The sequence below is a fragment of the Erythrobacter ani genome, assembly GCF_019204025.1.
GTDB classification, from domain to species: Bacteria; Pseudomonadota; Alphaproteobacteria; order Sphingomonadales; family Sphingomonadaceae; genus Erythrobacter; species Erythrobacter ani.
The window spans coordinates 137,132-162,604 of record NZ_JAGSPB010000003.1; the positions used below are offsets into that span (position 1 = coordinate 137,132).

Annotated in this window: 26 protein-coding genes and 1 tRNA gene; 20 read left to right on the forward strand and 7 right to left on the reverse strand. The window is 59.8% G+C overall.

The window, feature by feature from the left end; translation table 11 throughout:
• Window positions 1-24: 24 nt before the first annotated feature.
• The 4 genes from ilvN (at window position 25) to KCG45_RS13455 (ending at window position 2,599) form a co-directional block, all read left to right on the forward strand.
• Window positions 25-540 carry an acetolactate synthase small subunit gene (gene ilvN / locus KCG45_RS13440; protein WP_190787456.1) on the forward strand — a complete coding sequence of 172 codons (516 nt, stop codon included), beginning with the start codon at window positions 25-27 and terminating at the stop codon, window positions 538-540.
• Window positions 541-554: 14 nt separating this feature from the next.
• A complete protein-coding gene (ilvC, locus tag KCG45_RS13445) occupies window positions 555-1,574 on the forward strand; it encodes a ketol-acid reductoisomerase (protein ID WP_218317822.1) in 1,020 nt (339 codons plus the stop codon).
• Window positions 1,575-1,593: 19 nt separating this feature from the next.
• Window positions 1,594-2,193: a DUF4329 domain-containing protein gene (locus KCG45_RS13450; RefSeq protein ID WP_218317823.1), complete on the forward strand. Its 600-nt coding sequence runs from the start codon at window positions 1,594-1,596 to the stop codon at window positions 2,191-2,193.
• Between the two features lie 151 nt (window positions 2,194-2,344).
• A complete protein-coding gene (locus KCG45_RS13455) occupies window positions 2,345-2,599 on the forward strand; it encodes a hypothetical protein (protein WP_218317824.1) in 255 nt (84 codons plus the stop codon).
• 241 nt (window positions 2,600-2,840) lie between these two features.
• On the opposite strand, the gene KCG45_RS13460 is transcribed toward KCG45_RS13455, so the two are convergent.
• Window positions 2,841-3,323, reverse strand: coding sequence for a YHS domain-containing (seleno)protein (locus KCG45_RS13460; protein WP_218317825.1), 483 nt, complete (start codon window positions 3,321-3,323; stop codon window positions 2,841-2,843).
• A gap of 268 nt (window positions 3,324-3,591) precedes the next feature.
• On the opposite strand from KCG45_RS13460, the gene KCG45_RS13465 reads away from it, so the two are divergent.
• The 3 genes from KCG45_RS13465 to KCG45_RS13475 all read left to right on the forward strand — a co-directional run bounded on the left by KCG45_RS13465 (window position 3,592) and on the right by KCG45_RS13475 (window position 5,796).
• Window positions 3,592-4,740, forward strand: a complete 1,149-nt coding sequence (locus KCG45_RS13465; RefSeq protein WP_218317826.1) for an alpha-hydroxy acid oxidase — start codon at window positions 3,592-3,594, stop codon at window positions 4,738-4,740.
• A gap of 25 nt (window positions 4,741-4,765) precedes the next feature.
• A complete protein-coding gene (locus KCG45_RS13470) occupies window positions 4,766-5,215 on the forward strand; it encodes a hypothetical protein (protein WP_218317827.1) in 450 nt (149 codons plus the stop codon).
• Window positions 5,216-5,334: 119 nt separating this feature from the next.
• Window positions 5,335-5,796 carry a hypothetical protein gene (locus tag KCG45_RS13475; RefSeq protein ID WP_218317828.1) on the forward strand — a complete coding sequence of 154 codons (462 nt, stop codon included), beginning with the start codon at window positions 5,335-5,337 and terminating at the stop codon, window positions 5,794-5,796.
• Window positions 5,797-5,903: 107 nt separating this feature from the next.
• Here KCG45_RS13475 and KCG45_RS13480 read toward each other — a convergent pair whose 3' ends face one another.
• Window positions 5,904-6,458 (reverse strand): YHS domain-containing (seleno)protein, encoded by a 555-nt coding sequence (locus KCG45_RS13480; protein ID WP_218317829.1) that lies wholly within the window; start codon window positions 6,456-6,458, stop codon window positions 5,904-5,906.
• Window positions 6,459-6,807: 349 nt separating this feature from the next.
• On the opposite strand from KCG45_RS13480, the gene leuA reads away from it, so the two are divergent.
• Window positions 6,808-8,499, forward strand: a complete 1,692-nt coding sequence (gene leuA / locus KCG45_RS13485) for a 2-isopropylmalate synthase (protein ID WP_218317830.1) — start codon at window positions 6,808-6,810, stop codon at window positions 8,497-8,499.
• Window positions 8,496-9,077 carry a DUF924 family protein gene (locus KCG45_RS13490; protein ID WP_218317831.1) on the forward strand — a complete coding sequence of 194 codons (582 nt, stop codon included), beginning with the start codon at window positions 8,496-8,498 and terminating at the stop codon, window positions 9,075-9,077. Before leuA ends, KCG45_RS13490 begins: the two co-directional genes overlap by 4 nt.
• A 57-nt stretch (window positions 9,078-9,134) precedes the next feature.
• Here the strand turns inward: KCG45_RS13490 and KCG45_RS13495 are convergent, their stop codons facing one another.
• The gene (locus KCG45_RS13495; RefSeq protein WP_218317832.1) at window positions 9,135-10,955 is read right to left on the reverse strand and encodes a DEAD/DEAH box helicase; all 1,821 of its coding nucleotides are present in this window, start codon (window positions 10,953-10,955) and stop codon (window positions 9,135-9,137) included.
• A 294-nt stretch (window positions 10,956-11,249) separates the two neighbouring features.
• On the opposite strand from KCG45_RS13495, the gene KCG45_RS13500 reads away from it, so the two are divergent.
• The 3 genes from KCG45_RS13500 to KCG45_RS13510 all read left to right on the forward strand — a co-directional run bounded on the left by KCG45_RS13500 (window position 11,250) and on the right by KCG45_RS13510 (window position 14,196).
• On the forward strand, window positions 11,250-12,029 hold the full coding sequence (locus tag KCG45_RS13500; protein ID WP_218317833.1) for a DUF2189 domain-containing protein: 780 nt from the start codon (window positions 11,250-11,252) through the stop codon (window positions 12,027-12,029).
• A 70-nt stretch (window positions 12,030-12,099) separates the two neighbouring features.
• Window positions 12,100-13,143, forward strand: coding sequence for an amidohydrolase family protein (locus tag KCG45_RS13505; protein ID WP_218317834.1), 1,044 nt, complete (start codon window positions 12,100-12,102; stop codon window positions 13,141-13,143).
• A gap of 48 nt (window positions 13,144-13,191) precedes the next feature.
• Window positions 13,192-14,196, forward strand: coding sequence for an NAD(P)H-dependent flavin oxidoreductase (locus KCG45_RS13510; protein WP_218317835.1), 1,005 nt, complete (start codon window positions 13,192-13,194; stop codon window positions 14,194-14,196).
• A 4-nt stretch (window positions 14,197-14,200) separates the two neighbouring features.
• On the opposite strand, the gene KCG45_RS13515 is transcribed toward KCG45_RS13510, so the two are convergent.
• From KCG45_RS13515 to KCG45_RS13525, 3 genes are all read right to left on the reverse strand, one after another.
• Entirely contained in the window at window positions 14,201-14,758 is a 558-nt protein-coding gene (locus tag KCG45_RS13515) for an AHH domain-containing protein (protein ID WP_255548228.1), read from the reverse strand.
• A 3-nt stretch (window positions 14,759-14,761) separates the two neighbouring features.
• Window positions 14,762-15,337, reverse strand: coding sequence for a hypothetical protein (locus KCG45_RS13520; RefSeq protein ID WP_218317836.1), 576 nt, complete (start codon window positions 15,335-15,337; stop codon window positions 14,762-14,764).
• 360 nt (window positions 15,338-15,697) lie between these two features.
• The gene (locus tag KCG45_RS13525) at window positions 15,698-16,189 is read right to left on the reverse strand and encodes a flavodoxin family protein (protein WP_218317837.1); all 492 of its coding nucleotides are present in this window, start codon (window positions 16,187-16,189) and stop codon (window positions 15,698-15,700) included.
• A gap of 81 nt (window positions 16,190-16,270) precedes the next feature.
• Between KCG45_RS13525 and recJ the strand changes: the two genes are divergently transcribed.
• From recJ to phoB, 8 genes are all read left to right on the forward strand, one after another.
• Window positions 16,271-18,073, forward strand: a complete 1,803-nt coding sequence (gene recJ, locus KCG45_RS13530; protein ID WP_218317838.1) for a single-stranded-DNA-specific exonuclease RecJ — start codon at window positions 16,271-16,273, stop codon at window positions 18,071-18,073.
• A gap of 94 nt (window positions 18,074-18,167) precedes the next feature.
• Window positions 18,168-18,242 (forward strand) — tRNA-Glu (locus KCG45_RS13535).
• 111 nt (window positions 18,243-18,353) lie between these two features.
• Window positions 18,354-19,595: a sensor histidine kinase gene (locus KCG45_RS13540; protein ID WP_218317839.1), complete on the forward strand. Its 1,242-nt coding sequence runs from the start codon at window positions 18,354-18,356 to the stop codon at window positions 19,593-19,595.
• A gap of 182 nt (window positions 19,596-19,777) precedes the next feature.
• Window positions 19,778-21,163, forward strand: a complete 1,386-nt coding sequence (gene pstC / locus KCG45_RS13545) for a phosphate ABC transporter permease subunit PstC (protein ID WP_218317840.1) — start codon at window positions 19,778-19,780, stop codon at window positions 21,161-21,163.
• Between the two features lie 40 nt (window positions 21,164-21,203).
• A complete protein-coding gene (gene pstA / locus KCG45_RS13550; protein ID WP_218317841.1) occupies window positions 21,204-22,463 on the forward strand; it encodes a phosphate ABC transporter permease PstA in 1,260 nt (419 codons plus the stop codon).
• Between the two features lie 17 nt (window positions 22,464-22,480).
• Window positions 22,481-23,248 (forward strand): phosphate ABC transporter ATP-binding protein PstB, encoded by a 768-nt coding sequence (gene pstB, locus KCG45_RS13555; protein ID WP_218318055.1) that lies wholly within the window; start codon window positions 22,481-22,483, stop codon window positions 23,246-23,248.
• Entirely contained in the window at window positions 23,248-23,919 is a 672-nt protein-coding gene (phoU, locus tag KCG45_RS13560; RefSeq protein ID WP_218317842.1) for a phosphate signaling complex protein PhoU, read from the forward strand. Before pstB ends, phoU begins: the two co-directional genes overlap by 1 nt.
• A 115-nt stretch (window positions 23,920-24,034) precedes the next feature.
• On the forward strand, window positions 24,035-24,724 hold the full coding sequence (gene phoB / locus KCG45_RS13565) for a phosphate regulon transcriptional regulator PhoB (RefSeq protein ID WP_190787478.1): 690 nt from the start codon (window positions 24,035-24,037) through the stop codon (window positions 24,722-24,724).
• A 7-nt stretch (window positions 24,725-24,731) separates the two neighbouring features.
• On the opposite strand, the gene KCG45_RS13570 is transcribed toward phoB, so the two are convergent.
• Window positions 24,732-25,472, reverse strand: coding sequence for an extensin-like domain-containing protein (locus tag KCG45_RS13570; RefSeq protein ID WP_218317843.1), 741 nt, complete (start codon window positions 25,470-25,472; stop codon window positions 24,732-24,734).
• Between the last annotated feature and the right edge of the window lies 1 nt (window position 25,473).

Sequence of the window (25,473 nt, forward strand, 5' to 3'; positions counted from 1 at the left end):
CCGCGCTTGAGGGGGAAACCGAACATGAAAATCAAAAGCGCCGCATCGGAGCGCCACGTACTCAACGTGACGGTCGACAACGAACCCGGTATCCTCGCCAAGATCACAGGCCTGTTCACAGCGCGCGGTTACAACATCGACAGCCTCACCGTGGCCGACATCTCGGACGATCACGCGATCAGCCGGATCACGGTCGTCACCAACGGACCGCCCGAAGTGATTGACCAGATCGAAGCGCAGCTGGAACGTCTGGTCCCGGTCCACGGCGTCAGCGACCTCACCACCGCAGGCCCGCATGTCGAGCGCGAGCTGGCGCTCATCAAGGTTGCGGGCACCGGAGACAAGCGGGTCGAGGCCCTCCGTGTGGCCGATATCTTCCGCGCGAGCGTGGTCGACACGACCACCGAGAGTTTCGTTTTCGAGCTGACCGGCGCGCCGGACAAAATTGACAGTTTCATCGCCCTGATGCGCAACCTCGGCCTTGTCGAGGTTGGCCGGTCGGGGGTCGTGGGAATGATACGCGGCGCGACAGGCGCCTAAGGAGAACAGTACACATGAAAGTCTATTACGACGCCGATGCCGATCTGGGTCTGATCAAATCGAAGAAGATCGCCGTTCTCGGTTACGGTTCACAGGGCCATGCCCACGCGCAGAACCTGCGCGAGAGCGGGGTCCAGGAAGTCGCCATTGCCCTTCGCGAAGGCTCGAAGACTGCGAAGAAAGCGGAAGACGCCGGGTTCAAGGTGATGTCGAACACCGAGGCGGCTAAATGGGCCGATATCCTCATGGTTCTCGCTCCGGACGAGCATCAGGCAGGCATCTGGGAAAACGATCTTGCCGGGCACATGAAACCGGGAAGCGCGCTTGCCTTCGCTCATGGTCTGAACGTGCACTTCGGCCTTATCGAGCCGCAAGACGATATCGACGTCATCATGATCGCGCCCAAGGGGCCGGGTCACACCGTACGCAGCGAATACCAGCGCGGCGGCGGCGTGCCTTGCCTGATCGCAATCCACCAGGATTCCAGCGGCAGCGCACATGACGTTGCGCTCGCTTATGCCAGCGGCGTCGGTGGCGGCCGCTCCGGAATCATTGAGACAAATTTCCGCGAGGAATGCGAGACCGACCTGTTCGGAGAGCAGGCCGTGCTGTGCGGCGGTATCACTCACCTAATCCAGGCCGGGTTCGAAACCCTGACCGAAGCGGGATACGCGCCAGAAATGGCCTATTTTGAATGCCTCCATGAGACCAAGCTGATCGTCGACCTGCTGTACGAAGGCGGCATCGCCAACATGCGCTATTCCATCTCGAACACTGCGGAATACGGCGACATCAAGACCGGCCCACGCATCATCACAGATGAGACGAAGGCCGAGATGAAACGCGTTCTCGCTGACATTCAATCTGGGCGGTTCGTGAAGGATTTCGTGCTCGACAATCGCGCAGGTCAGCCTGAGCTTAAAGCGAGCCGCAAGACGGCAGAGGCGCACCCGATCGAAAAGACCGGAGCGGAGCTGCGGGCCATGATGCCGTGGATCAGCGCCAACAAGCTGGTCGACAAATCAAAGAACTGACCCCACCTTTGCGGGCGATATGTCGATCACTCGCAACAATGCCCTGATCCTGTTCGCCTGCGCGGCGGTCTGGTTGCTGATCGTCTTGCGGGTCGCCAATCGCGAGCCGGTGTACGAGCCGCGCCAGACCATCGCCGCGCGTGCGGACGTGCAAACCTATGCGCGCCAGCAGCTGAATGACCTGCAGCGGCGCTCATTCAGCGAAGGGCGCGAGTTTTGCGGCGTCATCGTCGAAGATGAGCGTGGCCAATTGTCGACCATGTCGGTCAGCGAAGGCGATATCGCGAGCTGTCAGTACAATTTTCAAGGCCGCTTCGGACTGACGCCCGTCGCCAGCTTTCACACACATGGCGGCGCCAGTGTCCAGTACGATGATGAGGCACCGTCCCTGCAGGATTTGCAAAGCGACATCGCGAGCCGCATGGACGGATACCTCGCAACTCCAGGCGGCAGATTCTGGAGAATCGATTGGCAGTCGCAAACTGCAAACCTGATCTGCGGCGAAGGCTGCCTGAAGATGGACCCGAGTTACGAGCCCTGCCCCGCTCACGCGCCAGCGGAGCAATACGATTTGAAACGGCTTCAGGCGCGGTATCGCAGCACGCCAGCGTATTGCTGAACATGCGCGCAAATGGCGAACGGCCCGCAAAAGCTTTCGCTCTGCGGGCCGCGATTTCCTCCTAATAGGATGGACCGATAAATGGTCCGGCTTAGTCTAAAAAGGTGTGACCGGAACACCTAGGAGGAAGTATATCCCGGCCACACCTCAAGTGGCGCACCGTCAGGCTTTCGGTGCGCAAGCTCCAGCTTCGCAAGCACTGGCCGAGCATGCGCTCGCTGCACAAGCGCTTGCCGCGCAAGCATCAGCTGCCGCACCGCAGGCCGCCGCGCCGCATGCTGCTGCGCCGCAAGCTGCCGCGCCACATGCTGCCGCGCCGCAGGCGCTGGCTGTGCATGCTGCCGCCGAACACGCGCTCGCTCCGCACGCTGCACCGGCGCAGGCATTGGCTTTCTGCTTCGAATAGCTGCTCGAGGTGCTTGGGCCGCAAGGTGCATCAGCAAGTGCGGGCGTTCCCATGCTGGCGACCGCAAGGCCACCGGCAACCATCAGCATTTTGGCGAGGCTCTTTGAATTCGACATAGTATTTTCCTTTCAGACTTTCGTCTCGTGTTGGGTGTATTCTCGACGTGTTGTTAGTATCGGACACCCCGGCAAAGGGTCGGAGGGGTCAGGGTGATGCCGGGGTGCCCAATTCGTAAATTCGATCAGTCGCCGAAGCGCTTTCCTTCAGGAATGGTTGGCCATGCAGCGTTCGCTTTTGCGATGAAACCGGGAATGTCCTTCAACCACATCTGCTGGACCTGCTTGTTGACGTTCAGGTAGAGCTTGCCGTCGACCAGCTTGTAAACTTGCGGATCACCCGGTGCGAGCGAGCCGCGGCTCATGGCCCAAGCGCAGTGACCGCCATATTGAGGCGCATATGCTGCGGGGTTTTCCTTGAACGCGTCGGCATTTGCCTGGCTCGAGAAATGCCATTCGGCATCCATGTACTCGACCGTGTAGCGAGCGTCGCCTTTAACCGGAACGCCGTCGCCCTGGAAATAGCTGACAGTGTCGAAGCCGCCCACGGCAACGTTGCCCTGGTTGACGCCGACGAAAATGCCGCCATCGGCTAGAACGGGTGCGCTGGTCAGCGCGAGCGGCGCGGTAATCGCGGCTGCTGCAATAAGTAGGGTACGAAACTTCATCGGGGTTCTCCTATAAACTTCTGTGAGGCGACCACTTGGGATGGGCTTCGGGAGGGGTCATCAGGGGGACGCCAGTAGGGGGGTCTGGCTGGGATTTCCTGAAGGCCGCCAAGTGGCCGCTCACATCATGGAGTTCGCCCAGTTCCCGGAATTGGTGACACAGTGTGAAAATTTTTTTCGGAAACTGCGATTATTGTTGCAGCAGCGCCGCTCTCGACACGTTTCCTGCAATCCGCCAAGGCTCAGGTCATTGTTGAACGGGGACCGAATGCGCCTTTCCGATTGCCACAACATTGACGATTTTCGCGCTCTTGCGAAAGCACGGCTGCCCTTCCCTGTGTTCGATTATATCGACGGGGCGGCGGACGACGAGCTTACCAAGGCGCGCAACACCGCCGCCTACGCGGAAGTCGACCTGGTGCCCGATGTACTAGCGGGTGTGAAGGACATCGACACCTCCTGCATGATCCTTGGTCGGCAAAGCGCCCTTCCCCTGATGCTCTCGCCCACGGCGGTCCAGCGCGCGTTTCACTGGCAGGGCGAAACCGCCGTCGCCAAAGCAGCCGACAAATTCGGCGTGTGGTTCGGCATCTCTAGTCTTGCGACGCGCTCCATTGAAGAAGTGGCCGCGCTCACCAGCGGCCCGAAGCTGTTCCAGCTGTACGTGCATAAGGATACCGGGCTCAACGATCACATGATCGAGCGGTGCCAGGCGGCGGGCTTCGATGCGCTGGCGCTAACGGTTGACACGATCGTTTCGGGAAAACGCGAAAGATGCCTGCGATCAGGGTTCACGACCCCGCCCCGTTTCACTCCCGCAAGCATGTGGAGCTACGCAACACGCCCTCGCTGGACGCTCGATTACCTCTTCCGCGAGAAATTCCGCCTGCCCAACCTCGATACGCATGTGGCCGAGGGATCGAGCAAGGCGGTCAGCATCGCCGAATACTTCAACACCATGCTCGACACCTCGATGGATTGGTCGAAAGCCGCCGCGATCCGAGAGCAATGGGGCGGTACTTTCGTACTGAAAGGGGTGATGAGCGCAAACGATGCACGCCGCGCGGTCGAGATCGGCGCCGATGCCATTATGATCTCCAACCACGGCGGCAGGCAGCTTGACGGAAGCCGTTCCCCCTTCGATCAACTGCCCGAGATTGTCGATGCGGTTGGCGGAGAGATCGAGATCATCTGTGACGGAGGCGTGCGCCGCGGAACGCATGTGTTGAAAGCGCTCGCGAGCGGAGCGACAGCGGCATCTGGCGGACGGCTTTACCTCTATGCACTGGCAGCAGCGGGTCAGGAGGGCGTAGAGCGGGCGCTCACAATTCTCAAAGACGAGATAGAGCGCGGAATGCGGCTGATGGGTGTAACGCGGGTGGGCCAGCTGACAGGCGAAAGGCTCAGGCAGCGTTAAGGCGGTTTGGATAAGATGTCAGACCATGAAAACAACTGGTTACTGCGGACTTTTAGCGGGTGTTCCCTTGGCGCTATCGGCCTGTGCGCAAGTGGAAGACGACGGGCCGTCCACCGACGTGCCTCCGTCCGTATCGGTTCCGGCGGATACGCCTCCGCCCATTCCGCCGAGCCCGCCCCTGGCTGAACGGCAGCGAGGCGATCTTCCTCCATGCCCGGGCATCAACCCAGACATCCGCCGCCCGCCGGGCAGCAACTGTCTTGGCATTACTCCCGATCAATGCGGTGCCGATCGCGCGCAGGACTTTGTCGGCCGTCGCGGCACAGATAATCTTCGGCGGGAGATTTCGCAGCTTGCGGTGGGAGGATATCGCTGGATTCCGTATTTGACGCCGGTAACCGACGATTTGAACCCGGTGAGGATGAATGTGCTTCTCAGTGAAGGTGGCCTGATCGACAGGATCGACTGTTACTAAAAATCTGGCAAGGCACGTGCCATCGCCAGACATCGACAGACGATTGCTGTCATAAAAACGAAACCTCGCTGACGCTTTACAGGGTCTCGATTTTCCAAAAGACGGGATCGGTGATGAAGATGCGTCATATTCTTGCGTTGCTTGCGGGGTCGCTGGCTCTGTCGGCGTGTAGCGGTGCCGATGATGAGACCGTTTCAACGGAGGCAGCCGACGATTTCGCCGCGCGCATCAACAGCTCCGGTCAAGGGGCCGCCGCCCCGGTCAGCCCTCCTGCAATAGCGCCCAGCGTCGCACCGCCGGTCGTCGAGACAGTCGTCGAGACAAATGCCCCGGTCGCTTTCACACCCGGCACTGCTACCGATCCGGAATCGGCGACGTGCGGCGCAAATCTGCTCGGATCCTACATTGGTATGATCGCCGATATCACGGTTCGTGCGGAAATTGTCGGAATCGCGACGCAATCGGAAGAAATCCGCTTCCTCGAGCCGGGTGCACCCTTCGTCGCTCCCGATGCAAGCAGCGCGCGGCTTAATGTCATGCTCGACGCGCAGGATATCATTCGGGATGTGCGCTGCGGATGAAGCCGAGGTTTCAATCCACAATCAGTGTGACAAGCGAAAACCCCCGCTAGCGGTAGGGACGCTAACGGGGGTTTTACATGCGACCCAGTCGGGGCTGGGTTGATTGATCAGTCTTGGAAATGCTCGTCCGGAGAGTGCGTCGGGTAGTTTTCGTCACCCGATGCAATAAAGCCCGGAATGTCGGCCTGCCACCGGCCCTGAACATCTTCGCTGAAATTCAGATAGAGCGTGCCATCGACGATTTCGTAGACGTTGGGATCACCCGGTGCGAGTGCATCATTGGCACCGATCGCCCATGCGCAGTAACCGCCATAAGCAGGCGCATACTTGGCTGGGTCTTCGATGAACGTGTTCGCATTGCCTTCACTCGCAAACTGATAATCGTACCCGTTATAACGCACGGTGTAGTCTTCAGAGCCTTCGACAGGAACACCGTCATCGGTGAAATAGCTGACCACGTCGAAACCGCGAACGGCGAGAGTATCACCCTTCGTTTGGGTGTAGACCGGGCCAGCGGGCTCACCGCCGAGATCGGCGAAAAGCGCTGCTTCCGCGGGTGCTTCGGCGGTCATGCTGTCGCCCGCATCGACCGTTTCTTCTGCCGGTGCGCTGCAGGCCGCTGCCGTAGCGAGCAATGCGATTGCAAAAAATGACTTCTTCATGGGGTATTCCTCCTAGAACTTTTTAGTGGGTATTCGATCAAACTCATTGTCATGTACCGGATAGCCTTCTGCCCGGTGACACTCGGTAATTCGCGCGAATGCGACCTGAGGTTACAGGTACGAAAAATTTCCAAGAAAATAAATTGATCGGCCTCCATGCCGCCGCCTTGGAGCTTGCACCCGGCGAAGTAATCGGCAACAACACACCGCAATGACACCGATGACCGGCCTGCTTCTACGACTTACGCGCCCTTGGGCGTGAGCGGCTGCGCATAAAATCGGCGCGGCCCCGCATCCAAGGGAACCGCAGCAGCCACCTTCTCATTGATACCGCGAAAAGTCGTACACCATGACCATGCTCAAGAATCCGTCCGTCAAATACCGTCCGTTCGGCCAGATCGACCTGCCCAATCGCCAATGGCCGGGGCGCCTCATCGATCAGGCGCCGCGCTGGCTTTCCACCGATCTTCGCGACGGAAACCAGTCGATTATCGATCCGATGGACGGGGTGAAGAAAGCGCGCTTTTTCGACCTGCTAGTAGAAATCGGGGTGAAGGAGATCGAGATCGGCTTCCCCAGCGCCGGGGCGACCGAGTTCACCTTCATCAAACACCTAGTCGAATCCGGCACCATCCCCGATGATGTGATTGTCCAGGTGCTCACCCAAAGCCGTGAAGACCTTATCCGAACCAGCTTCGAGAGCCTCGAGGGAGCGCATTCGGCGATCGTCCATCTCTACAATGCTGTAAGCCCGGCATGGCGCGACATCGTGTTCCGCATGTCGAAAGACGAAGTGCGAGAAATAGCGGTCGCAGGCGCGAAGGTTATGCGCGACGAAGCAGCCAAACGCCCCGACACCGACTGGCATTTCCAATATTCACCCGAAACGTTCTCAACCGCCGAACTCGATTTCAGCATTTCGGTGTGCGAGGCGGTGATGGAGGTGCTTGCTCCTACGCCCGAGCAGCCGATTATCCTCAATCTGCCCGCAACGGTCGAGGCGGCGACACCCAACATCTACGCCGATCAAATTGAATATTTCTGCCGCAACTTGCCGAACCGCAATTCGGCGGTCATCTCGCTTCACACACACAATGATCGCGGCACTGGAGTCGCGGCAGCCGAGCTCGGCCTTATGGCAGGCGCGGACCGGGTCGAGGGATGCCTGTTCGGAAATGGTGAGCGCACCGGCAATTGCTGCCTCGTTACGATGGCGCTCAACCTCTACACTCAGGGTGTCGATCCCGGCCTCGATTTCTCAGACATCGACCGCGTGATCGAGACGGTGGAATATTGCAACGATCTGCCCGTCCACCAGCGGCATCCCTATGGTGGCGAACTGGTCTACACGGCGTTCTCCGGCTCGCATCAAGACGCGATCAAGAAGGGTTTCGAAGCGAACGACGCGCAAAACGACGAGTACTGGCGCGTGCCCTACCTCCCGATCGACCCGGCGGACCTTGGACGCGATTACGAGGCTGTGATCCGCGTTAATTCACAAAGTGGCAAAGGCGGCTTTGCTTGGGTGCTCCAGCAAAAGCAGGGGCTTAAACTGCCAAAAGCAATGCAACGCGATTTCTCCAAGCATGTCCAGCGGCTCGCCGACCAAACCTCGCGCGAGCTGAACAGCGATGATATCTGGGACGCGTTCAGGGCAGCCTACCACGTCCAGACGCCAGACAAACACTTCCAGCTAGTCGATTACAACGAAACCCGGGCAAGCGATGGCACCCGCATTTTCAGCGGCACGATAGCGGTCCAGGGCCAGGAACAGAGCGTGAGCGGTCGCGGCAACGGCCTCATTTCAAGCGTCATGGCAACTTTGCGCGAAGTGTTCGACGTCGAACTTGAAGTGGTCGATTATTCGCAGCAATCGCTGGGTGCAGGCACCGACGCGAATGCCGCCACGTATCTTGAATGCGTGACGCCCAACGGAAAGACGATATGGGGCTGCGGCATTGACGAAGACGTAGCGACTGCGAGCGTGCGGGCCGTAATAAGCGCAGCAAACTCTGCGATCGCCCCCAGCGTGGCAGAATGAGCGGCTCGCTGCTCGGTGAGGAAACGCCTGCTGCGGCCGTCGAGGTGCTGCATTTCTGGTTTCTCGAGTTGATGCCGGAACACTGGTTCGGCGGATCGGACGCCGTCGACAACGCCTGCGAAAGCCGATTTGGCGGCACCCTCGCCGAAGCTGCTGCGGGGAAGCTGGATCACTGGGCCGAAACCCCGCGCGGTCTGCTCGCGCTGGTCATCGTGCTCGATCAGTTTTCACGCAACATCCACCGCGACACCGCGCGGGCATTTGCGCAAGATGACAAAGCGCAGGAACTGGTGAGACAAGCGCTCGAGCGCGAGTGGGACGACAAGCTCGGTATGGATGAGCGTCAGTTTCTATACATGCCGCTGATGCACGCAGAGGACCGAACTCTGCAAGAACTCTGCTTAGACAAGTTCAAGGCTATGGCCGAAACCGCGTCGCGCATTGTCGGATTTGCTGAAAAGCACCAAGCTATCGTCGAACGCTTTGGCCGGTTTCCCTATCGCAACCAGGTGCTCGGACGGGAGTCGACAGCTGAGGAACGCGATTTCATCGACAAGGAAGGCAATCCCTTCTCCTGAGCGTGCCGACAATCCTGGCCGCACACAACTGTTCCATGGAGCGGCTGAGGTTCAGCTTTAGCCCTTGGCAGCCTTGCCCTTGTGCGATTTGACCTTGTGTGACCCGGCCTTGTTCGACTTGCCCTTGAACGGTTTGCCCTTTCCTGCGCCGTTGCTGCTCCCCTTCTCTTTCCCTTTCTGGAAATTTCCGGGTTTGCCCTTGCGGAACGGCTTGGCTTTGACGTGGCCTCCCGGTCCGTCTTTGCGGTTGCGACGTCCGGCATCGCGCGGAGCTTCATCCGAAAGTTCGATGTGCACAGGCTTGTCGTCCTGTTCGCTCTCGGCGGTGCGCTGTACGGCGTCGGCAAACTTATCGGCATGTGCACGCGGTATCTGGAATAATGTCTCCGTCTGGGCGATGCGGATCGCGCCGATCTCGTTACGGGTCACATGACCGCGGCGGCAGATCAGAGGCAGGATCCAGCGCACATCGGCGTTTTGGCGGCGGCCTATGTCCATCTTGAACCATACCGTGTCCTCGAAGCCGGGTCGCTCGCGTTCCTTCTGCGCTGCGCGCCGGGCCTCAGGTGTGTTGGCAGTCAGTTCTTCGGGCTCGGGCATCTTGGAGCGATGCGACTGGACAAGCATTGCGGCGATGTCCTCTGCACTGCGCTCGGCAAGTATCTTCTTCGCCAGAGCGCGGTCGGCATCGTCGAAATCGACCGGCGCGAGGAACGCAGATAACAGACGTTCGTGATCTTTCGCCTTGATCGCATCACGGTCTGGCGCGTCGGTCCACTCGGCCGTGATCTTGGCACCGCGCAGCATGCTTTCGACCCGGCGGCGGCGCGAAAACGGCACGATCAGGACCGCAGTGCCCTTCTTGCCCGCGCGTCCCGTGCGCCCGGACCTGTGCTGGAGAGTTTCGGCATCGCGCGGTATCTCGACATGCACAACGAGGCTGACGGAGGGCAGGTCGATCCCGCGCGCGGCAACATCGGTTGCGACGCAAACGCGCGCCCGCTTGTCGCGCAGCGCCTGAAGCGCCTGATTGCGCTCCTGCTGGGAATGCTCGCCTGACAAGGCGACGACACCAAAGCCGCGCTCCTGCAAGGTCGCGTGAAGATGCCGGACCTTGTCGCGCGTTCCGCAGAACAGGATCGCGGTTTCGGCTTCGTGATAGCGGAGCAGGTTCACCACCGCGTTCTCGATTTCGGGCGGAGAGACCGTGACGGCCTGATAAGCTATGTCGCCGTGCCCGCGTTCTTTGCCGATCGTGGCAATGCGCAGCGAATTGAGCTGATACCGGCGAGCCAGCGCCTCGATCGGGCGCGGCATCGTGGCAGAGAACAACAGCGTGCGGCGACCTTCAGGCGTCGCGTCGAGAATAGCCTCAAGCTCTTCGCGAAAGCCCATGTCGAGCATCTCGTCAGCTTCATCGAGCACCGCGACTGCCAATTCCGACAGGTCGAGCGCCCCACGTTCGAGGTGGTCGCGCAAACGCCCCGGTGTGCCGACCACGATGGTCGCACCGCTTCGCAGCGCCTTGCGTTCCTGAGAGGGATTCATACCGCCAACGCATGTCGTCACGCGCCCTCCGGCCTTGCCATAAAGCCATGCAAGCTCGCGGCTCACCTGCAGGGCAAGCTCGCGCGTGGGCGCGATCACCAGTGCTTTGGGCGGAACGGCGAAGGGAACCCTGCCATCCTCACCGAGCAGTTCATCGGCCATCGCCAGGCCGAAAGCGACCGTCTTTCCCGAGCCGGTCTGTGCCGAGACCACGAGGTCGCGCCCGCGCGCCTCTGGTTCGAGAACGGCAGCTTGGACATCGGTAGCGGCGCTGTATTCGCGTTCGGTCAGGGCCTGCTGCAGGGTGGAGGGAAGTTCGGGAAATGACATAGAGTATACTCGGGGCAAATTGATAAGGATCGCACACGCGCGCAAGCGCCGTGAACGCAGGTCAGTGGCCGACAGTTTTCAAGGTGCTGGCGGGCGGGATGCACAGCGGATAGCCGGGCGATCTCGCAGAACGTTGGCGCGCGTATACCCGATGTTTGCCGGTTTGGCTTGTGAAAAATGCTGCAACCGCGAAGTCAGCCTTCGTCTGCCATTCGGCAATTTGATCCAGCGCAATGACGCGGGCCGGAACACGGTGCATCTTGCGGATGCCTTTTGGGAGAGGGAGGCGAGAATATGACCACGCTCGAGAATTCATACGAGCCACCGCAGCCGCCTGCGAAGATCGCCGATGACCTCACCACAAGCGATCTTTGGTCTGCGCTTGCCGCCGGTTGGAAGGACTTCGCGGCGATGCCGCAATACGGGACTGCGATCGGCGGGGTCTACGTCCTAACAGGTCTCGCGCTCGGCTATCTCGCGCTTGTCATGGGTCAAACCAGTCTCCTCATTCCGGCGATGGCTGGATTCCCGCTCGTCGCCCCGTTCGTGGCGGTCGGACTATACGAGGCAAGCCGCCGACGCGAGGCGGGCGAGCCGCTGACATGGGGTAGCGTGCTTGGTGCGTTGAAGGGAAAAGGCGACGAGCAGATTCTCTCGATGGGCGTGATCGTATTCGTGGCCTTCGCCTTCTGGATGATTATCGCCCACGCTGTTTCCGCCATCTTCATGGCCGAGGCAGGTCCAGGTTCGGAATCGCTGGCGTTTCTGGCGACAAATATGGGGATCGCGATGCTGGCCATTGGAAGCGCCATTGGTGCCTTGATGGCCTTTGCTTTCTATTCGATGACCGTCATGAGCCTACCGATGTTGGTGGACCGACCGGTCAGTTTCGCCACGGCAATCATAGTCAGCTTCAAAACGGTGCGATCAAATTTCGCGGTGATGCTTTTTTGGGCGGTGATTATCGCCGCTTTGCTCTTTCTTGCGATGATTCCGGCGTTCCTCGGCTTGATGGTCGCCCTGCCCCTGTTGGGTCACGCGACATGGCATCTTTATCGGCGCGCAGTGCACTGACCAGCAATTTCGCTGGACGACAGCACGCGAAGTCTATCCTAAAGTGCCTCGAACTTGGGAGCATGACAGCATGACAGAAGACATTCTCGAACCGGACCTGCCAATCATCGATCCACATCACCACTTGTGGGATTTGCGGCCGATGCTGCCGATGTTTCCCGAACCCCGCCATCGCTTCCTGGAAACGCTGGTTCCGGTTGCCCATTACACCTTCGACCAATTCCATGCGGACGTGACGACGGGCCACAACATCGTTGCCACGGTCTTCATGGAATGCGGGGCATTCTACAATGCCGACTACGGCGAAGCGAAGAAGCCGGTGGGCGAGGTCGAGTACGTCAACGGCGTCGCAGCACAATCGGCTAGCGGACTTTATGGCGACCTGCGCGCTTGCGCCGGAATCGTGGGCCATGCCGACCTGACGCTAGGCAGCGCGGCTGGAGAGGTGCTCGACGCGCTTCACGCCGCTTCGCCAATGCGCTTCAAGGGCATCCGCCATCAGGGCGCCTGGGACGCCGATCCCGAAGTGCTCGGCCCTCCGTTTCACGCACCTCCAGAGCTCTACCGCGACAGCACTTTCCGCGAAGGTTTTGCAGAGATCGGCAAACGCGGGATGAGCTTCGATGCGTGGATACTCGAGCCGCAGATCCCCGATGTCGTCGATCTCGCGCGCGCCTTCCCCGATACGCCGATCTGCCTCGATCATTGCGGAACTCCGCTCGGCTCGGCGAGCTACGCGGGCAAGTTGCATGAGCGTTTCGACACATGGCGGCACAGCATCAAGGAACTCGCTGCATGTGAAAATGTGGTCGTGAAGCTCGGCGGACTGGCGATGCACAATTGCGCACTGCCCGAGAAGGGGCCCGCCGCGGGATCGACATCCGACCATCTCGCAGGACTTTGGCGCCCCTACATTGAAACGTGCATCGAGGCATTCGGCCCGCAGCGCGCCATGTTCGAAAGCAATTATCCTGTAGATCGGTGGGGAGCGACCTACCCGGTTCTCTGGAATGCTTTTAAATGGCTGACCCACGGCGCGAGCGCGGACGAGAAAGCCGCACTCTATGCCGGGAACGCAGCGCGGTTTTATCGCATTGAAGAGGTGCTTGCGTAGAATTGCAGTGCCACCTACCGCGCTGCAAACGCATTTCAGGAGACATTGATGCCGCTTCCCGCCCCCTTCGACCGCCTTCGCCTGCCGCTGATCGGATCGCCGCTGTTCATCGTCTCCGGTCCGGAACTGGTAATCGCGCAGTGCAAGGCCGGAGTCGTCGGCAGCTTTCCCGCGCTCAACGCTCGTCCGCAGACGTTGCTCGACGAATGGCTTCACCAGATCACAGAGGAATTGGCGAAACACAACCGTGAGCATCCGGACCGCCCCGCTGCTCCGTTTGCGGTGAATCAGATCGTGCACAAATCGAACGATCGCGTCATGGCCGATATGGCAACCTGCGAGAAATGGCAGGTGCCGATGATCATCACTTCACTCGGTGCACGCGAAGAAATCTTTCAGGCAGTGCGCAATTGGGGCGGGATCACGATGCACGATGTGATCAACAACCGGTTTGCAAAAAAGGCGATCGAAAAAGGGGCCGATGGCCTCATCCCGGTCGCCGCGGGGGCTGGCGGGCACGCCGGGGCGCTGTCACCGTTCGCGTTGATGCAGGAAATCCGTGAATGGTTCGATGGGCTGGTCGCGCTGTCCGGCTCGATCGCTCACGGTTCGTCTATTCTCGCCGCCCAAGCGATGCGGGCCGATTTCGGTTATTCTGGCAGCGCCTTCATCGCAACCGAAGAAGCAAACGCGGATCAGGCATACAAACAAGGCATCGTCGAAGGTGACGCGAGCGGAATAGTCTACACCAACCTGTTTACCGGTGTGCACGGCAATTATCTGCGATCATCGATCGAGAACGCAGGCCTTGATCCCGACGATCTTCCGACGAGCGACCCATCGAAGATGAACTTCGGCAGCGGCGGTAACACCAAGGCGAAAGCGTGGAAGGACATCTGGGGCTCCGGACAAGGGGTTGGCGCGATCAAATCCGTCGGCACGGTCGAGGATCTCGTTGCGCGTATGGAACGCGAATATCACGAGGCGAAGGCGCGGTTGTCGGCCAATTCCAACTATTCTGCATGGACTGGCCTGGCAGAAGCCGCGGAGTAACTGCCTAGGTTTCCCTCCAAAGCGTTTCGGCCATTGCATCGAGTTCGCGAAAATCGAACCCGGTACCGAGCGGGTCCTTGCGGTTCAGCACAAACCTCCGCTGTTCCGTCAACAAACGGCGGCGCAGCGCCGATTGGAGGAGCGTCAGCCGAAAGATCGCTTCGCATAAAGCCGCCGCCGGGTCGGCCAAGCGAACTTGCGCCCAGCGGCGTTCGACGCTGCCCACCCGCTCAATGACGATCTCGTTATAACGCCGATGCGGCCCGCGGTGCAGCGGCAAGCCTGTACGCAATGTTGCGCTTTCGGTCGCAGGCAGGAGCAGCCCGTTGCTGCGAAAGTCATCGAAACCGACATTCGCGCGTCCAATCTCATCGAACATCGCGCCGAAGTACCGATATGACAGCAATTGCTTCGGCAGAATGTGATGCCGCTGGAGACTGGGATCGTAGTTTGCGGATAGCCTGCGATTGACCGTTTTAAACGGAATATTCGCGCGCAGAGGCGAGGATGTCTTCGTAGCCCCAAGTACAAGTTCAGTTGAATGAATTGCGACCCCGGCCAACTGCTATTCGCGCCAGACCCGCACAAATTTGGCGTTGCGGGACGGTTTTAAAACCAGCCGGCTGTTGTCCGGAGCCGTGATGCGCTCACTTTCGCTTAGCCCGCCCACGATCACGAGGTGGTTGATAATGCGCACGCCCAGGCGCGTCGCCGCCACCCGGTCATTGGAAATCGGAGGTTCTATGCGCAATTCTTGCCCCGTCCAATGCTTGAGCCCGACACTCTCCAACGCACCGTCGCTGGTTTCACGAAAAGCAGTCAGGCCAAGTGCGGGAAACGCCCCTCCATCGATCCATGCGGTCGCGACGGATTCAAAAAATCGCCGGCCGATCAGACTCTGCGCAGGCTCCCACAGCACAGCTTCCAAATGGTCGAAGGAATGGACAGCGTCGCGCGCGATCTCGACCATGCTCCGCAAGACCGGGACCACACCGGCACCAGTCCCCATATGTTGGCTTGGCAAGAGATGAACCCCTTCCAAGCGACGGGGTGTGGACAGCTGCTCTGTATCGAAACGGTACTTGATTTCGGGAAGCATGCTGGCCCTGCCGGGTGCAAGACCTTCCAGCTCGAAAGTCAAGCCATCCTTGAGAAGCTCAAGCCAGATCGCCTTTTCGGATGTTTGCCGAACTGATGGCTTTTGTTCATCACCTGAGGAATCGGCAGGGACGAGATGAAGCGAGCGTTCGCCACCTGGATCATGCGAAACGACCAGCGACCTGTGACCCTCGGCAAAATCCCGGATCGCAGCGCTGGTTGGCCGTTTGCCGGTCGCAAACAGCAGATGCAGTCCTGCGACTTCCTTGTGCTGCGATTCAAAAATCTTGCAAGACCCCCAAGCCTCTTAGTTCGATGCGCACGTATCAGCGTGAAACCCTGACGCGAAATCTCGATAGCGTCGAGTCCGGTTTACCCACAGAATATTGCGAGTTTCACAAGATCAGAAGATGCCCATTCGCAAACCCTCGGCAATGCCCTCGCCCAATTCCGCGCATTCCTGCAAGATTCGCTCAGAAACCTGTTTTTCCGCGAGAATTTCTTCAGGCGTTTGCGCATCGAAATTGGCGATCTTGGGTTCGGCGACACGTTTCAATCGCCATCCTGTCGCGATTCGATCCAGCTGTCGCTGGGCGTTTTCTCCGTCCGACCCCGCCGCAATTATCGTGGCGTAAGGACGTCCTTCGATGCGTCCGAGCAGTGGATAATACGTCCGATCGAACATCTCCTTCATTTCGCCACTGAGCGATGCGAGATTTTCGGGGCCGACGAAAAGATATCCGGCGGCGTCGAGCATTCTGCCTGCCTCAACTTCGCGCGCGCGGATCAGCACCGCTCCCTTTGCCCTCGCCGCTGCTCGCGCCATCTGCGCACTCGCGCCCGTCCGGCTGTGCCAGATCACAAGCAATTCGGGGGAGGCAGGATCGCTCGGCATGGCGGAGACAAGACAAGAGCGCTGTCGATTGTCAATGCCGGGCGGCTGTTGCGCAGCTCATGAACAGGGTAAGACCAAACGATGGCAACCCAATCACTGTCCCATGTTTTAGGCGTATCGCAGTCCCTTTCGGGTAAGGCGTGGAATTGGCGCGGAGGCAATATGGACCTCGGCAACGCCTTGGCCGGCAGCAACACGCAAGATCTTGGCCATGACATCCTGTCGCAGCTGCTGATGACGCGGGGTGTCGCTGCTGATGACGTCGCCCGCCATGCCAAACCGACAATGCGAAATTTTCTTCCTGATCCGTCAGAATTTCGGGACATGGATCAGGCTGCACAGAGGATCGCACAGGCTGTTCTGACCAATGAGGGGGTCACGATCTACGGTGATTACGATGTCGATGGGGCAACCAGCGCGGCCTTGATGGTCGAGCTGCTCCGCGGGCTCGGACTTGAGGCGGAATACTACATCCCCGACCGCTTGCTGGAAGGATACGGGCCCAGCGGCGAAGCGCTCGTCAAACTGGCGGAGTCTGGGTCCAGCCTGATCGTCACAGTGGATTGCGGTGCCATGGCGCATGAAGCCCTTGAGATGGCGCGCGATGCCGGCGTGGACGTGATCGTGGTCGATCACCATAAGTGCGCCGCTGACCTTCCCCCTACCGCCGCCCTGGTGAATCCGAACAGGCTGGACGAAAACGATCTCGCGGCAAGCCACGGTCATCTGGCGGCAGTCGGGGTCGCTTTCCTTCTCGCCATCGCGCTGGTTCGTACACTTCGTTCCCAGGGGTTTTTCGAGCAGCGCAAGGAGCCCGATTTGCTTGGCCTGCTTGATCTGGTTGCTCTGGGTACAGTGGCAGATGTTGCCGCGCTGCATGGACTCAACCGTGCGTTTGTTTCGCAAGGCCTGAAAATTCTAGCCCGGCGCGAGCGTGTTGGAATGGCCGCATTGCTCGATGCGAGCCGCTTGAAACGCGCTCCGCAGGCCAGCGATCTCGGCTTCGCACTGGGTCCGCGCATAAATGCAGGCGGGAGGATCGGCGAATCGACGCTGGGGGTGCGCCTGCTGACGACAAACGATCCCGAAGAAGCGCGAGAAATTGCAGAGCAACTTTCCGCCCTGAACGAAGAACGCCGTGCGATCGAAGCCGAAGTGCAGGAGGAAGCCGAAGCGCAGCTTTCCGGTCAGCACAACATGTCGGTGCAAGTTCTCTCCGGCGATGGCTGGCACCCCGGCGTGATCGGCATCGTCGCCGGACGAATCAAGGAGAAGACCGGCAAACCTTCGATCGTCATCGCAAACGAAGTCTCCAGCGGCACAGGCAAAGGCTCCGGTCGCTCGATCAGCGGCGTCGATCTTGGTGCGGCCATTATCGCTGCGCGCGAGGAAGGCCTGCTGGTTGCGGGCGGCGGACACGCAATGGCTGCCGGTCTCACGATATCGATCGATAAGCTGGCTGCGTTCACCGAGTTTCTCGACACCCGCCTCGCGCGCGATGTCGAGCGCGCGCGCGTTGGACAATCGATGCAGCTCGATCTTTCACTAGCCCCCGGAGGCCTGACACCCGACCTCGTCACGACACTTGAGACTGCCGGCCCTTACGGCGTTGGCTGGCCGGCGCCGCGCATCGCCGTGGGTCCGGTCCGCATCGTGAAAGCGGATATCGTCGGCACGGATCACTTGCGCATCATCGCATCGGGTGATGACGGAAGGTCATTCAAGGGAATCGCCTTCCGGGCGGCAGAGACCGAGATGGCGCAGACATTGCTCCATCGCAGCAAAGGACGCCGTTTCCACCTCGCCGGGCGAGTGAAGATCGACGATTGGGGCCCGCGCCCCGCAGCAGAATTGCATCTCGAAGACGCCGCTTTCGCCGATTAGTTGCCCTGCCGCGCAATTTTTCGCGAAACGGAGGCCAACAGGGCTTGACCCGTTCCTCGCTCCCTCCTAGATGCGCGCTCTCGCAAATGAGCGTGGCCCCTTCGTCTAGCGGTTAGGACGCGGCCCTTTCACGGCTGAAACACGGGTTCGATTCCCGTAGGGGTCACCACTCTCCTTTTACAGGTTTGGGAAATGGTGACGGCGCTTTTTGTGACGCCTGTGCGCACGCGCGCGCTCTACGCTTCCAACCGGCTGCGCTTGCGGTTAAGGCGCTAGCGCAATGGGCATCAGGCAGACCATCCCTCTCGCTGGCATATTGTTGGCCATCGTGACTTTCCTCGCGATGCTGATGCTTGGTGTGGATCCGATCGTGACAATTGCCGTTCTGGGAGTCTGGGTCGGTTCACTGATGCTGGCGAGCGGTCGCCCGCCCGAACCGCCCAAGGTCGTGGTTGAGCAGTCGTTCAGCATCGAGGCGATGCGCAAGCTGATCGAGAATTCCTCGACGCCCGTCCTCGTGACAAAACGCAACACGATCGCCATCGCCAATGCTGCCGCTCGCAGGATTCTGGGCCAGCACATGGTCGGTCAGGACGCGCGTGTCGCCTTTCGCCAGCCCGAGGCGATTTCCCTGCTGAGCAAGGATCGCAACGGCCGCGCCATTGTTCGCGGTCTCGTTCGGCGTCAGGACATCTGGGAAATCAACCGGCAATCGGTGGACCGAAGTCTCGCTGTGATCGAGCTGATCAATCAGACGGCAGAGGCTGATATCAGCCGCGCACACACCGATTTCGTGGCCAATGCCAGTCATGAACTGCGGACGCCGCTCGCCGCGATCCTCGGCTATGTCGAGACACTGAGCGAGAGCGCCGAGAGCCTCGATTCACCGACATCGCAGAAATTCCTCGGCACTATAGAGCGCGAGGGCAAGCGCCTGCAGAACCTGATCAGCGACCTGATGAGCCTTTCCCGGGTTGAAGCCGAAAAACACGATTTACCAAGCGAACTGGTCGAATTGGGACCGCTCGTCGAACGCGCGGCCCGCGATGCGGCTGGCCCGGGCCGGGTCGATCAGCTCTCGCTTGAAATTGCTCATCAATCGAGTGTCCATGGGGATCGCCAGCAACTAGAACAATTGGTTCGCAACCTCGTCGACAACGCTCTGAAATACGGAACCCCAGGTTCCAAAGTGGAGGTGTCCTTAGACGTTTCTCGGGACAATCAGGCGAGAATATCCGTTGTCGACCAGGGAGAAGGCATCGCGCCTGAACAATTGCCTCATCTCACGCGCCGTTTTTACCGCACCGACCCTGGTCGCAGCCGCGCCTCCGGAGGAACGGGGTTGGGGCTTGCCATCGTCAAACACATTGTCGAGCGCCACCGCGGAAGGCTCGACATCGATAGCGACCTCGGCAAGGGAACGCGCGTCGTTGTGCGAATTCCCAAGGCAGAACAGAAAGATACGGCTGATAACGTCCAAATCACGGCGGATACTTCAACAATTAGCCGAGAATTGTCTTAGCAGTGTCTTATTTTTTGAACATCGCACCGCCAAAGGACTTTGTCTCGTGTGGCTTCATGCGGGCAAAAACCGTTGTTCAGCACCTGCTGCGTAATTCGCTTCGGGTTTGCCGTTCATTCTATCTATCGACCTCGGGCAACTGACACCGCGCAACCAGCGTTCAGGGGAAACAGGTTTAATTCATGTCGCCGATTACGCTCATTCTGATTGCCATTGGGCTCGGGCTTGCAGGCTGGCTGGCTGGCCGCGCCAAGGCATGGAGCTTCCAGAAAGGCAATCCGGACGCGCGTCCGGTCGCTCGCCCGACTTATCATGCCTGGTACGTGGCAATCTGGATCGTCGTTCCGGTTCTCGCTTTTGTAACCCTGTGGTCGTTTATTGCACCGCAATTGATTACACAGAGCGTCCTTGCTTCACCCGGAGCACAAAACCTGCCGGCTTTCGGTTTCGAACGTGATTCGTGGCTTGCGGAAGCGCGCGCTGTTGCATTGGGCAACGCGCCGGGCGTCTTCAATGCAGGCGCGGAACCTCTGATCGAACCGTTCCGTGAAGCGATCGGCAGGTACAATCTGATAGGCGTCGTGCTCACGATCATGATCGCTTTTGCCGGAGGGACGTTCGCATTCCTGAGGATCCGCCCGGATTTCACGGCGAGAACGCGGGTCGAGCGCACGGTGATGATAGTCCTGCTGCTCGCTTCGCTGGTGGCGATCCTCACCACCTTCGGGATCTTCGCGAGCCTTGTGTTCGAAACCTATCGTTTCTTCAGCCTTGTTTCTCCGGTGGATTTCTTTTTCGGCACCTTCTGGGGTCCCGATCCCATGAGCAGCGCAGACAACCCCGATGGATCGCGCTACGGCGCGATTCCGCTGTTCTGGGGTACCCTGTTCATAGGCGCCATCATCGCCATGATCGTCGCCATCCCGCTGGGATTGATGAGCGCGATCTACCTGACCCAGTACGCCGATCCGAGATTGCGCCAGTGGGTGAAGCCCGCGCTTGAGATACTCGCCGGTGTCCCGACAGTGGTTTACGGGTATTTTGCAGCACTGACAGTCGCGCCGGCGATCCGCGATGCGGCCGTTGCGATCGGCATTTCCAGCGCCTCGACGGAAAGCGCGCTGGCTGCCGGTGTAGTGATGGGGGTGATGATTATCCCGTTCGTCTCTTCCATGGCGGACGATTCCATTGCCGCAGTCCCGAGCGCGATGCGTGACGGCAGCTACGCGATGGGCGCGACGAAATCCGAAACCATCAAGAAAGTGCTGTTCCCCGCTGCCCTGCCCGGGATCGTCGCTGGCATCATGCTGGCGGTAAGCCGCGCAATCGGCGAAACCATGATCGTGGTGATGGCCGCGTCGACGGCTGCGAACCTCAGCGCCAATCCGCTCGACCGCATGACCACTGTCACGGTGCAAATCGTCAAGTTGCTGACCGGTGAGCAAAGCACCGACCACCCGACCTATCTGAGCGCGTTTGCTCTTGGATTCGCGTTGTTCCTCGTAACTCTCGTTCTCAACGTCATCGCCTTGCGCGTCGTAAAACGGTTCCGTGAAGCATATGAGTAATTCAGCCAACCCTCCCGCGGGCGCCCTCGCCAACCCTGCGATGTCGCAGTCCGCAGACGATGTCGGCCCGACCCGCACGCCGAAGTTCGAGAAGCGCCTCGCGAAGCGCTACCGGTCGGAGCGCAATTTCAAGCTCATGGGACAGGGCGCGATTGTGTTCTCGGTTGCGGTGCTGATCTTTCTGCTTGGCAACATGCTCCTGAACGGCATTGGCGGTTTCCAGCGAGCCGAACTCGAAGTGCCCATCGACTTCCCCGAAAGCGGCATTACCGGGGACGAAGTCTCCCTGAGCGCGCCCTCTGCGCTCCAAGTGCTCGAAATGCAGGGAATATCGGAAGTCGTCCAGTTCTACGCTGAAGAATCGCTGGGGACGGAAGCAGCAGAGGAACTCAGCCGCGATGCTTGGCGCGATGTGGCGGCTGCCCTGACATCGGATCCGTCGCTTATTGAGCGGTCCGAGACATTCAACCTTCCCGCATCTTCCGATCTGGCGGCCGGCCTTGCCGGTGAGGGATCACCCGAAATGCAGGCGCTTGCGCAGCGGTTGCAGTCCGAAGGTAAGTTGGCGGAAAACTGGGATGCCGGGTTCCTCACACGCTCCGATGCGACCAGCCCGCAGGCAGCGGGTATCTGGGGTGCGCTGAAGGGATCGATCCTCACGATGATCGTAACCTTCATTCTCGCGTTTCCAATCGGCGTTCTTGCGGCGCTCTATCTTGAGGAATATGCGCCGAAAAACCGTTGGACCGATATTATCGAGGTATCGATCAACAACCTTGCGGCCGTCCCCTCGATCATTTTCGGGCTACTCGGGCTTGCCGTATTCTTGTGGCTATTTCCAAATTACCGCTCGGCCCCGCTGATCGGGGGTATGACCCTCGCGCTGATGACGATGCCGGTTATCGTGATTTCGGGCCGCAATGCGATCAAGGCGGTGCCGCCTTCGATCCGCGACGGCGCGCTCGCGGTGGGCGCCTCACCAGTGCAAGTGGTGTTTCACCACGTCCTGCCGCTCGCGATGCCGGGCATGCTTACCGGCACCATTATCGGAATGGCACGCGCGCTGGGCGAGACCGCACCGCTTCTCCTGATCGGGATGCGCGCTTTCGTTGCAACCCCGCCCGATGGCTTTACCTCTCCATCCACCGTATTGCCGATGCAGATCTTCCTGTGGTCCGATGAAATCGACCGCGGGTTTGTCGAGCGCACAAGCGCTGCGATCATCGTCCTCCTGCTGTTCCTCCTGTTAATGAACGGCCTCGCAATCTATCTCCGCAACAAATTCGAGAAGACCTGGTGACTGTCATTCACGAAAATATGGAAGACACCGGCGCCAAGATGAAGGCGCGCGATGTCTCGGTCTATTACGGCGACAAAAAGGCGATCGACGATGTGTCGATCGACATCTCGCCCGACTATGTGACCGCTTTTATCGGCCCGTCCGGCTGCGGTAAGTCGACCTTCCTGCGCTGTTTCAACCGGATGAACGACACGATTCCGTCGGCGAAGGTAACGGGGCTTATCGAGCTTGATGGTGAAGACATCCACTCGAATGCAATGGACGTCGTTCAGCTCCGTGCGCGGGTCGGAATGGTGTTCCAGAAACCGAACCCGTTCCCGAAATCGATCTACGACAACATCGCCTACGGCCCGAAAATCCACGGTCTCGCCGAGAAGAAACCCGATCTCGATGCCATCGTCGAAAAGTCGCTGACACGCGCCGGACTCTGGGACGAGGTAAAGGACCGGCTCGAGGATTCCGGCACTGCGCTGTCGGGCGGCCAGCAGCAGCGGCTCTGCATTGCCCGCGCGATCGCGGTCGATCCCGAGGTGATCCTCATGGACGAGCCTGCATCGGCCCTGGACCCCATCGCGACTGCGAAAATCGAGGAACTGATCGATGAACTCTCGGGGCGGTACGCAATCGTCATCGTGACCCACTCCATGCAACAGGCCGCACGTGTCAGTCAGCGCACGGCATTCTTCCATCTTGGACAGATCGTGGAATACGGTCGAACTTCTGATATCTTCACGAATCCGATCGAAGATCGCACCAAAGACTATATCACAGGGCGGTACGGCTAATGGCTGATCATACGGTCAAAGCATTCGATGAAGACATCACGCGCCTGCGCGGCTTGATCGCCGAAATGGGCGGCTTGGCCGAGGTCGCCATCCAGGAGGCGCTCGATGCCATGGTCCGCGGCGACGAAGAACTTGGCGACAGGGTGGTTGCGCGCGACAAAAAGATCGACGCGCTCGAGACCGAAGTGGACAAGCTCGCTGTCCGCATCATCGCCCTGCGTGCGCCGATGGCCGATGACCTCCGCGAGGTCATCGCCGCGCTGAAAATTGCCGGTGTCGTCGAGCGGATCGGCGACTATTCGAAGAATATCGCCAAGCGCGTTCACATGATCGAGGGCCGCGACCGCTTCGAACCGCTCACTCTGCTTCCTGCCATGGGTGATCTTGCGGGAGAAATGGTTCACGATGTGCTGACAGCCTATGCTGCGCGCGATCCCGGCCTCGCTCGCGAAGTCATCGCCACCGATGCCAAGGTCGATGCGTTCTACAACAGCATTTTCCGCAATCTTGTCAGCCATATGGTTGAAAACCCTGCGACCATTTCGAGCGCGGCGCAGTTGCTGTTTGTTGCCCGAAACCTTGAACGGATCGGCGACCACGCCACCAACGTCGCGGAGATGGTACACTTCGCCGCAACCGGTTCCTATCCTCCGGAGGAAGATCGGCCCTAATTCGAGCCGCCCGGAATAACCCGGACCGCCATGTCATCAAACGGTAGCCCAACTGAAACATATGATGGTCGTAGCTCCGGCCCGCACGGAGCAAGGGGTTAGGGAGGCCATCACCATGTCCGCTGCCAAATTGCTCTTGGTCGAAGACGATCCGGCTCTGTCCGAATTGCTCGAATACCGGTTCCAGAACGAAGGATACGACGTCCGCTCCACCAGTGACGGCGATGAAGCCCTGGTTCTGGCCAGCGAGGACGTGCCCGACCTCATCATCCTCGACTGGATGATCGAAGGCACCAGCGGCATCGAGGTATGCCGCCGCCTGCGCCGCGACAAGGAAACCGCCCACGTACCCATTATCATGCTGACCGCGCGCGAAGCGGAAGACGACCGTGTGCGCGGTCTGGAAACGGGCGCCGACGATTACCTGACCAAACCATTCAGCCCGCGCGAGCTGCTTGCGCGCGTTGCCGCCGTGATGCGCCGGATACGCCCTGCCCTTGCCGGAGAGGTGATCGAAGTTGGCGATATCAAACTCGATCCTGTCGCCCATAAGGTCCAGCGTCGCGGACGCTCCCTGCAGCTTGGCCCGACCGAATACCGGCTGCTGAAGTTTTTCATGGAAAGCCCGGGGCGAGTTTTCAGCCGAGGACAATTGCTCGACGGGGTCTGGGGCACGGGCAGCGATATCGAGCTTCGCACGGTCGATGTTCATATCCGCCGCCTGCGCAAAGCGATCGTGATCGATGGCGCGAAAGACCCGATCCGGACCGTAAGATCAGCGGGTTACGCGCTGGAAGTGAACTGACACCCTGCTACCGGCAAACGCCCGACCACCGACTTTCCTGATCGAGATGGAAATGATCTGAGTGGGCAGCATTGTAATCCGGTGACAGCACTGTCGCGAAAACTCCGCACGCTCCGTCCCGGACTTCGCGCAGGAAGCGGGCTTGCTCATCATCGGCGTCCCAATCGGAAAACACACTGATCCGAGTCCCGTCTTCGAGCACGAAGGCCGAGATATCGATGGCATTGCCAGTCGCGTGTTCGCTCCAAGCGCCTTCTTCGCGTCCATAAAGCCGGCGGCATGAATAGGCCCCAAGATGTTCGATCCGTCCAAGCTCGCTGCCAAGGATATCGCGCGCAGCGGGAGCCACGGTTTTCGCACGCCACAGTTCGAGCGCTGCGGCCACAGGACAGGTCACCGCTGGCGTATCGGGCGACAGCGGATAACTTTCGAGCTGGGTGCGGTCGGGCCGTTCGCACGCACCGTCGCCCGTGCTTTCTAGCGCGCGAAATTCAACATCGCTGCGATCCAGCGTCACACGGCACAGCTCGATATCTTCCTTAAGCGCGAGCAACTTGTTTGCGGTCGCCATCCCGATCGGATCACGCAGATCGAGCGGCGTCCAGGGGTTGTGTTCTGGGTGTTCTCCAAGCCAGCTCCAGCCCGCCACTAGGACAGCGAATACGATCATCAAGGACAGGACACGCCGATCCGCCGTAAAACGGCCTATGCGGCGGCTGATGGAGGGCTTGTTCGGGTTGCTAGGCATT

Coding starts and splice junctions, on each gene's coding strand:
- ilvN (WP_190787456.1), top strand. CDS start 25: ATGAAAATCAAAAGCGCCGCATCGGAGCGCCACGTACTCAACGTGACG.
- ilvC (WP_218317822.1), top strand. CDS start 555: ATGAAAGTCTATTACGACGCCGATGCCGATCTGGGTCTGATCAAATCG.
- KCG45_RS13450 (WP_218317823.1), top strand. CDS start 1,594: ATGTCGATCACTCGCAACAATGCCCTGATCCTGTTCGCCTGCGCGGCG.
- KCG45_RS13460 (WP_218317825.1), bottom strand. CDS start 3,323: ATGAAGTTTCGTACCCTACTTATTGCAGCAGCCGCGATTACCGCGCCG.
- KCG45_RS13465 (WP_218317826.1), top strand. CDS start 3,592: ATGCGCCTTTCCGATTGCCACAACATTGACGATTTTCGCGCTCTTGCG.
- KCG45_RS13470 (WP_218317827.1), top strand. CDS start 4,766: ATGAAAACAACTGGTTACTGCGGACTTTTAGCGGGTGTTCCCTTGGCG.
- KCG45_RS13475 (WP_218317828.1), top strand. CDS start 5,335: ATGCGTCATATTCTTGCGTTGCTTGCGGGGTCGCTGGCTCTGTCGGCG.
- KCG45_RS13480 (WP_218317829.1), bottom strand. CDS start 6,458: ATGAAGAAGTCATTTTTTGCAATCGCATTGCTCGCTACGGCAGCGGCC.
- leuA (WP_218317830.1), top strand. CDS start 6,808: ATGACCATGCTCAAGAATCCGTCCGTCAAATACCGTCCGTTCGGCCAG.
- KCG45_RS13490 (WP_218317831.1), top strand. CDS start 8,496: ATGAGCGGCTCGCTGCTCGGTGAGGAAACGCCTGCTGCGGCCGTCGAG.
- KCG45_RS13495 (WP_218317832.1), bottom strand. CDS start 10,955: ATGTCATTTCCCGAACTTCCCTCCACCCTGCAGCAGGCCCTGACCGAA.
- KCG45_RS13500 (WP_218317833.1), top strand. CDS start 11,250: ATGACCACGCTCGAGAATTCATACGAGCCACCGCAGCCGCCTGCGAAG.
- KCG45_RS13505 (WP_218317834.1), top strand. CDS start 12,100: ATGACAGAAGACATTCTCGAACCGGACCTGCCAATCATCGATCCACAT.
- KCG45_RS13510 (WP_218317835.1), top strand. CDS start 13,192: ATGCCGCTTCCCGCCCCCTTCGACCGCCTTCGCCTGCCGCTGATCGGA.
- KCG45_RS13525 (WP_218317837.1), bottom strand. CDS start 16,189: ATGCCGAGCGATCCTGCCTCCCCCGAATTGCTTGTGATCTGGCACAGC.
- recJ (WP_218317838.1), top strand. CDS start 16,271: ATGGCAACCCAATCACTGTCCCATGTTTTAGGCGTATCGCAGTCCCTT.
- KCG45_RS13540 (WP_218317839.1), top strand. CDS start 18,354: ATGGGCATCAGGCAGACCATCCCTCTCGCTGGCATATTGTTGGCCATC.
- pstC (WP_218317840.1), top strand. CDS start 19,778: ATGTCGCCGATTACGCTCATTCTGATTGCCATTGGGCTCGGGCTTGCA.
- pstA (WP_218317841.1), top strand. CDS start 21,204: ATGTCGCAGTCCGCAGACGATGTCGGCCCGACCCGCACGCCGAAGTTC.
- pstB (WP_218318055.1), top strand. CDS start 22,481: ATGGAAGACACCGGCGCCAAGATGAAGGCGCGCGATGTCTCGGTCTAT.
- phoU (WP_218317842.1), top strand. CDS start 23,248: ATGGCTGATCATACGGTCAAAGCATTCGATGAAGACATCACGCGCCTG.
- phoB (WP_190787478.1), top strand. CDS start 24,035: ATGTCCGCTGCCAAATTGCTCTTGGTCGAAGACGATCCGGCTCTGTCC.
- KCG45_RS13570 (WP_218317843.1), bottom strand. CDS start 25,472: ATGCCTAGCAACCCGAACAAGCCCTCCATCAGCCGCCGCATAGGCCGT.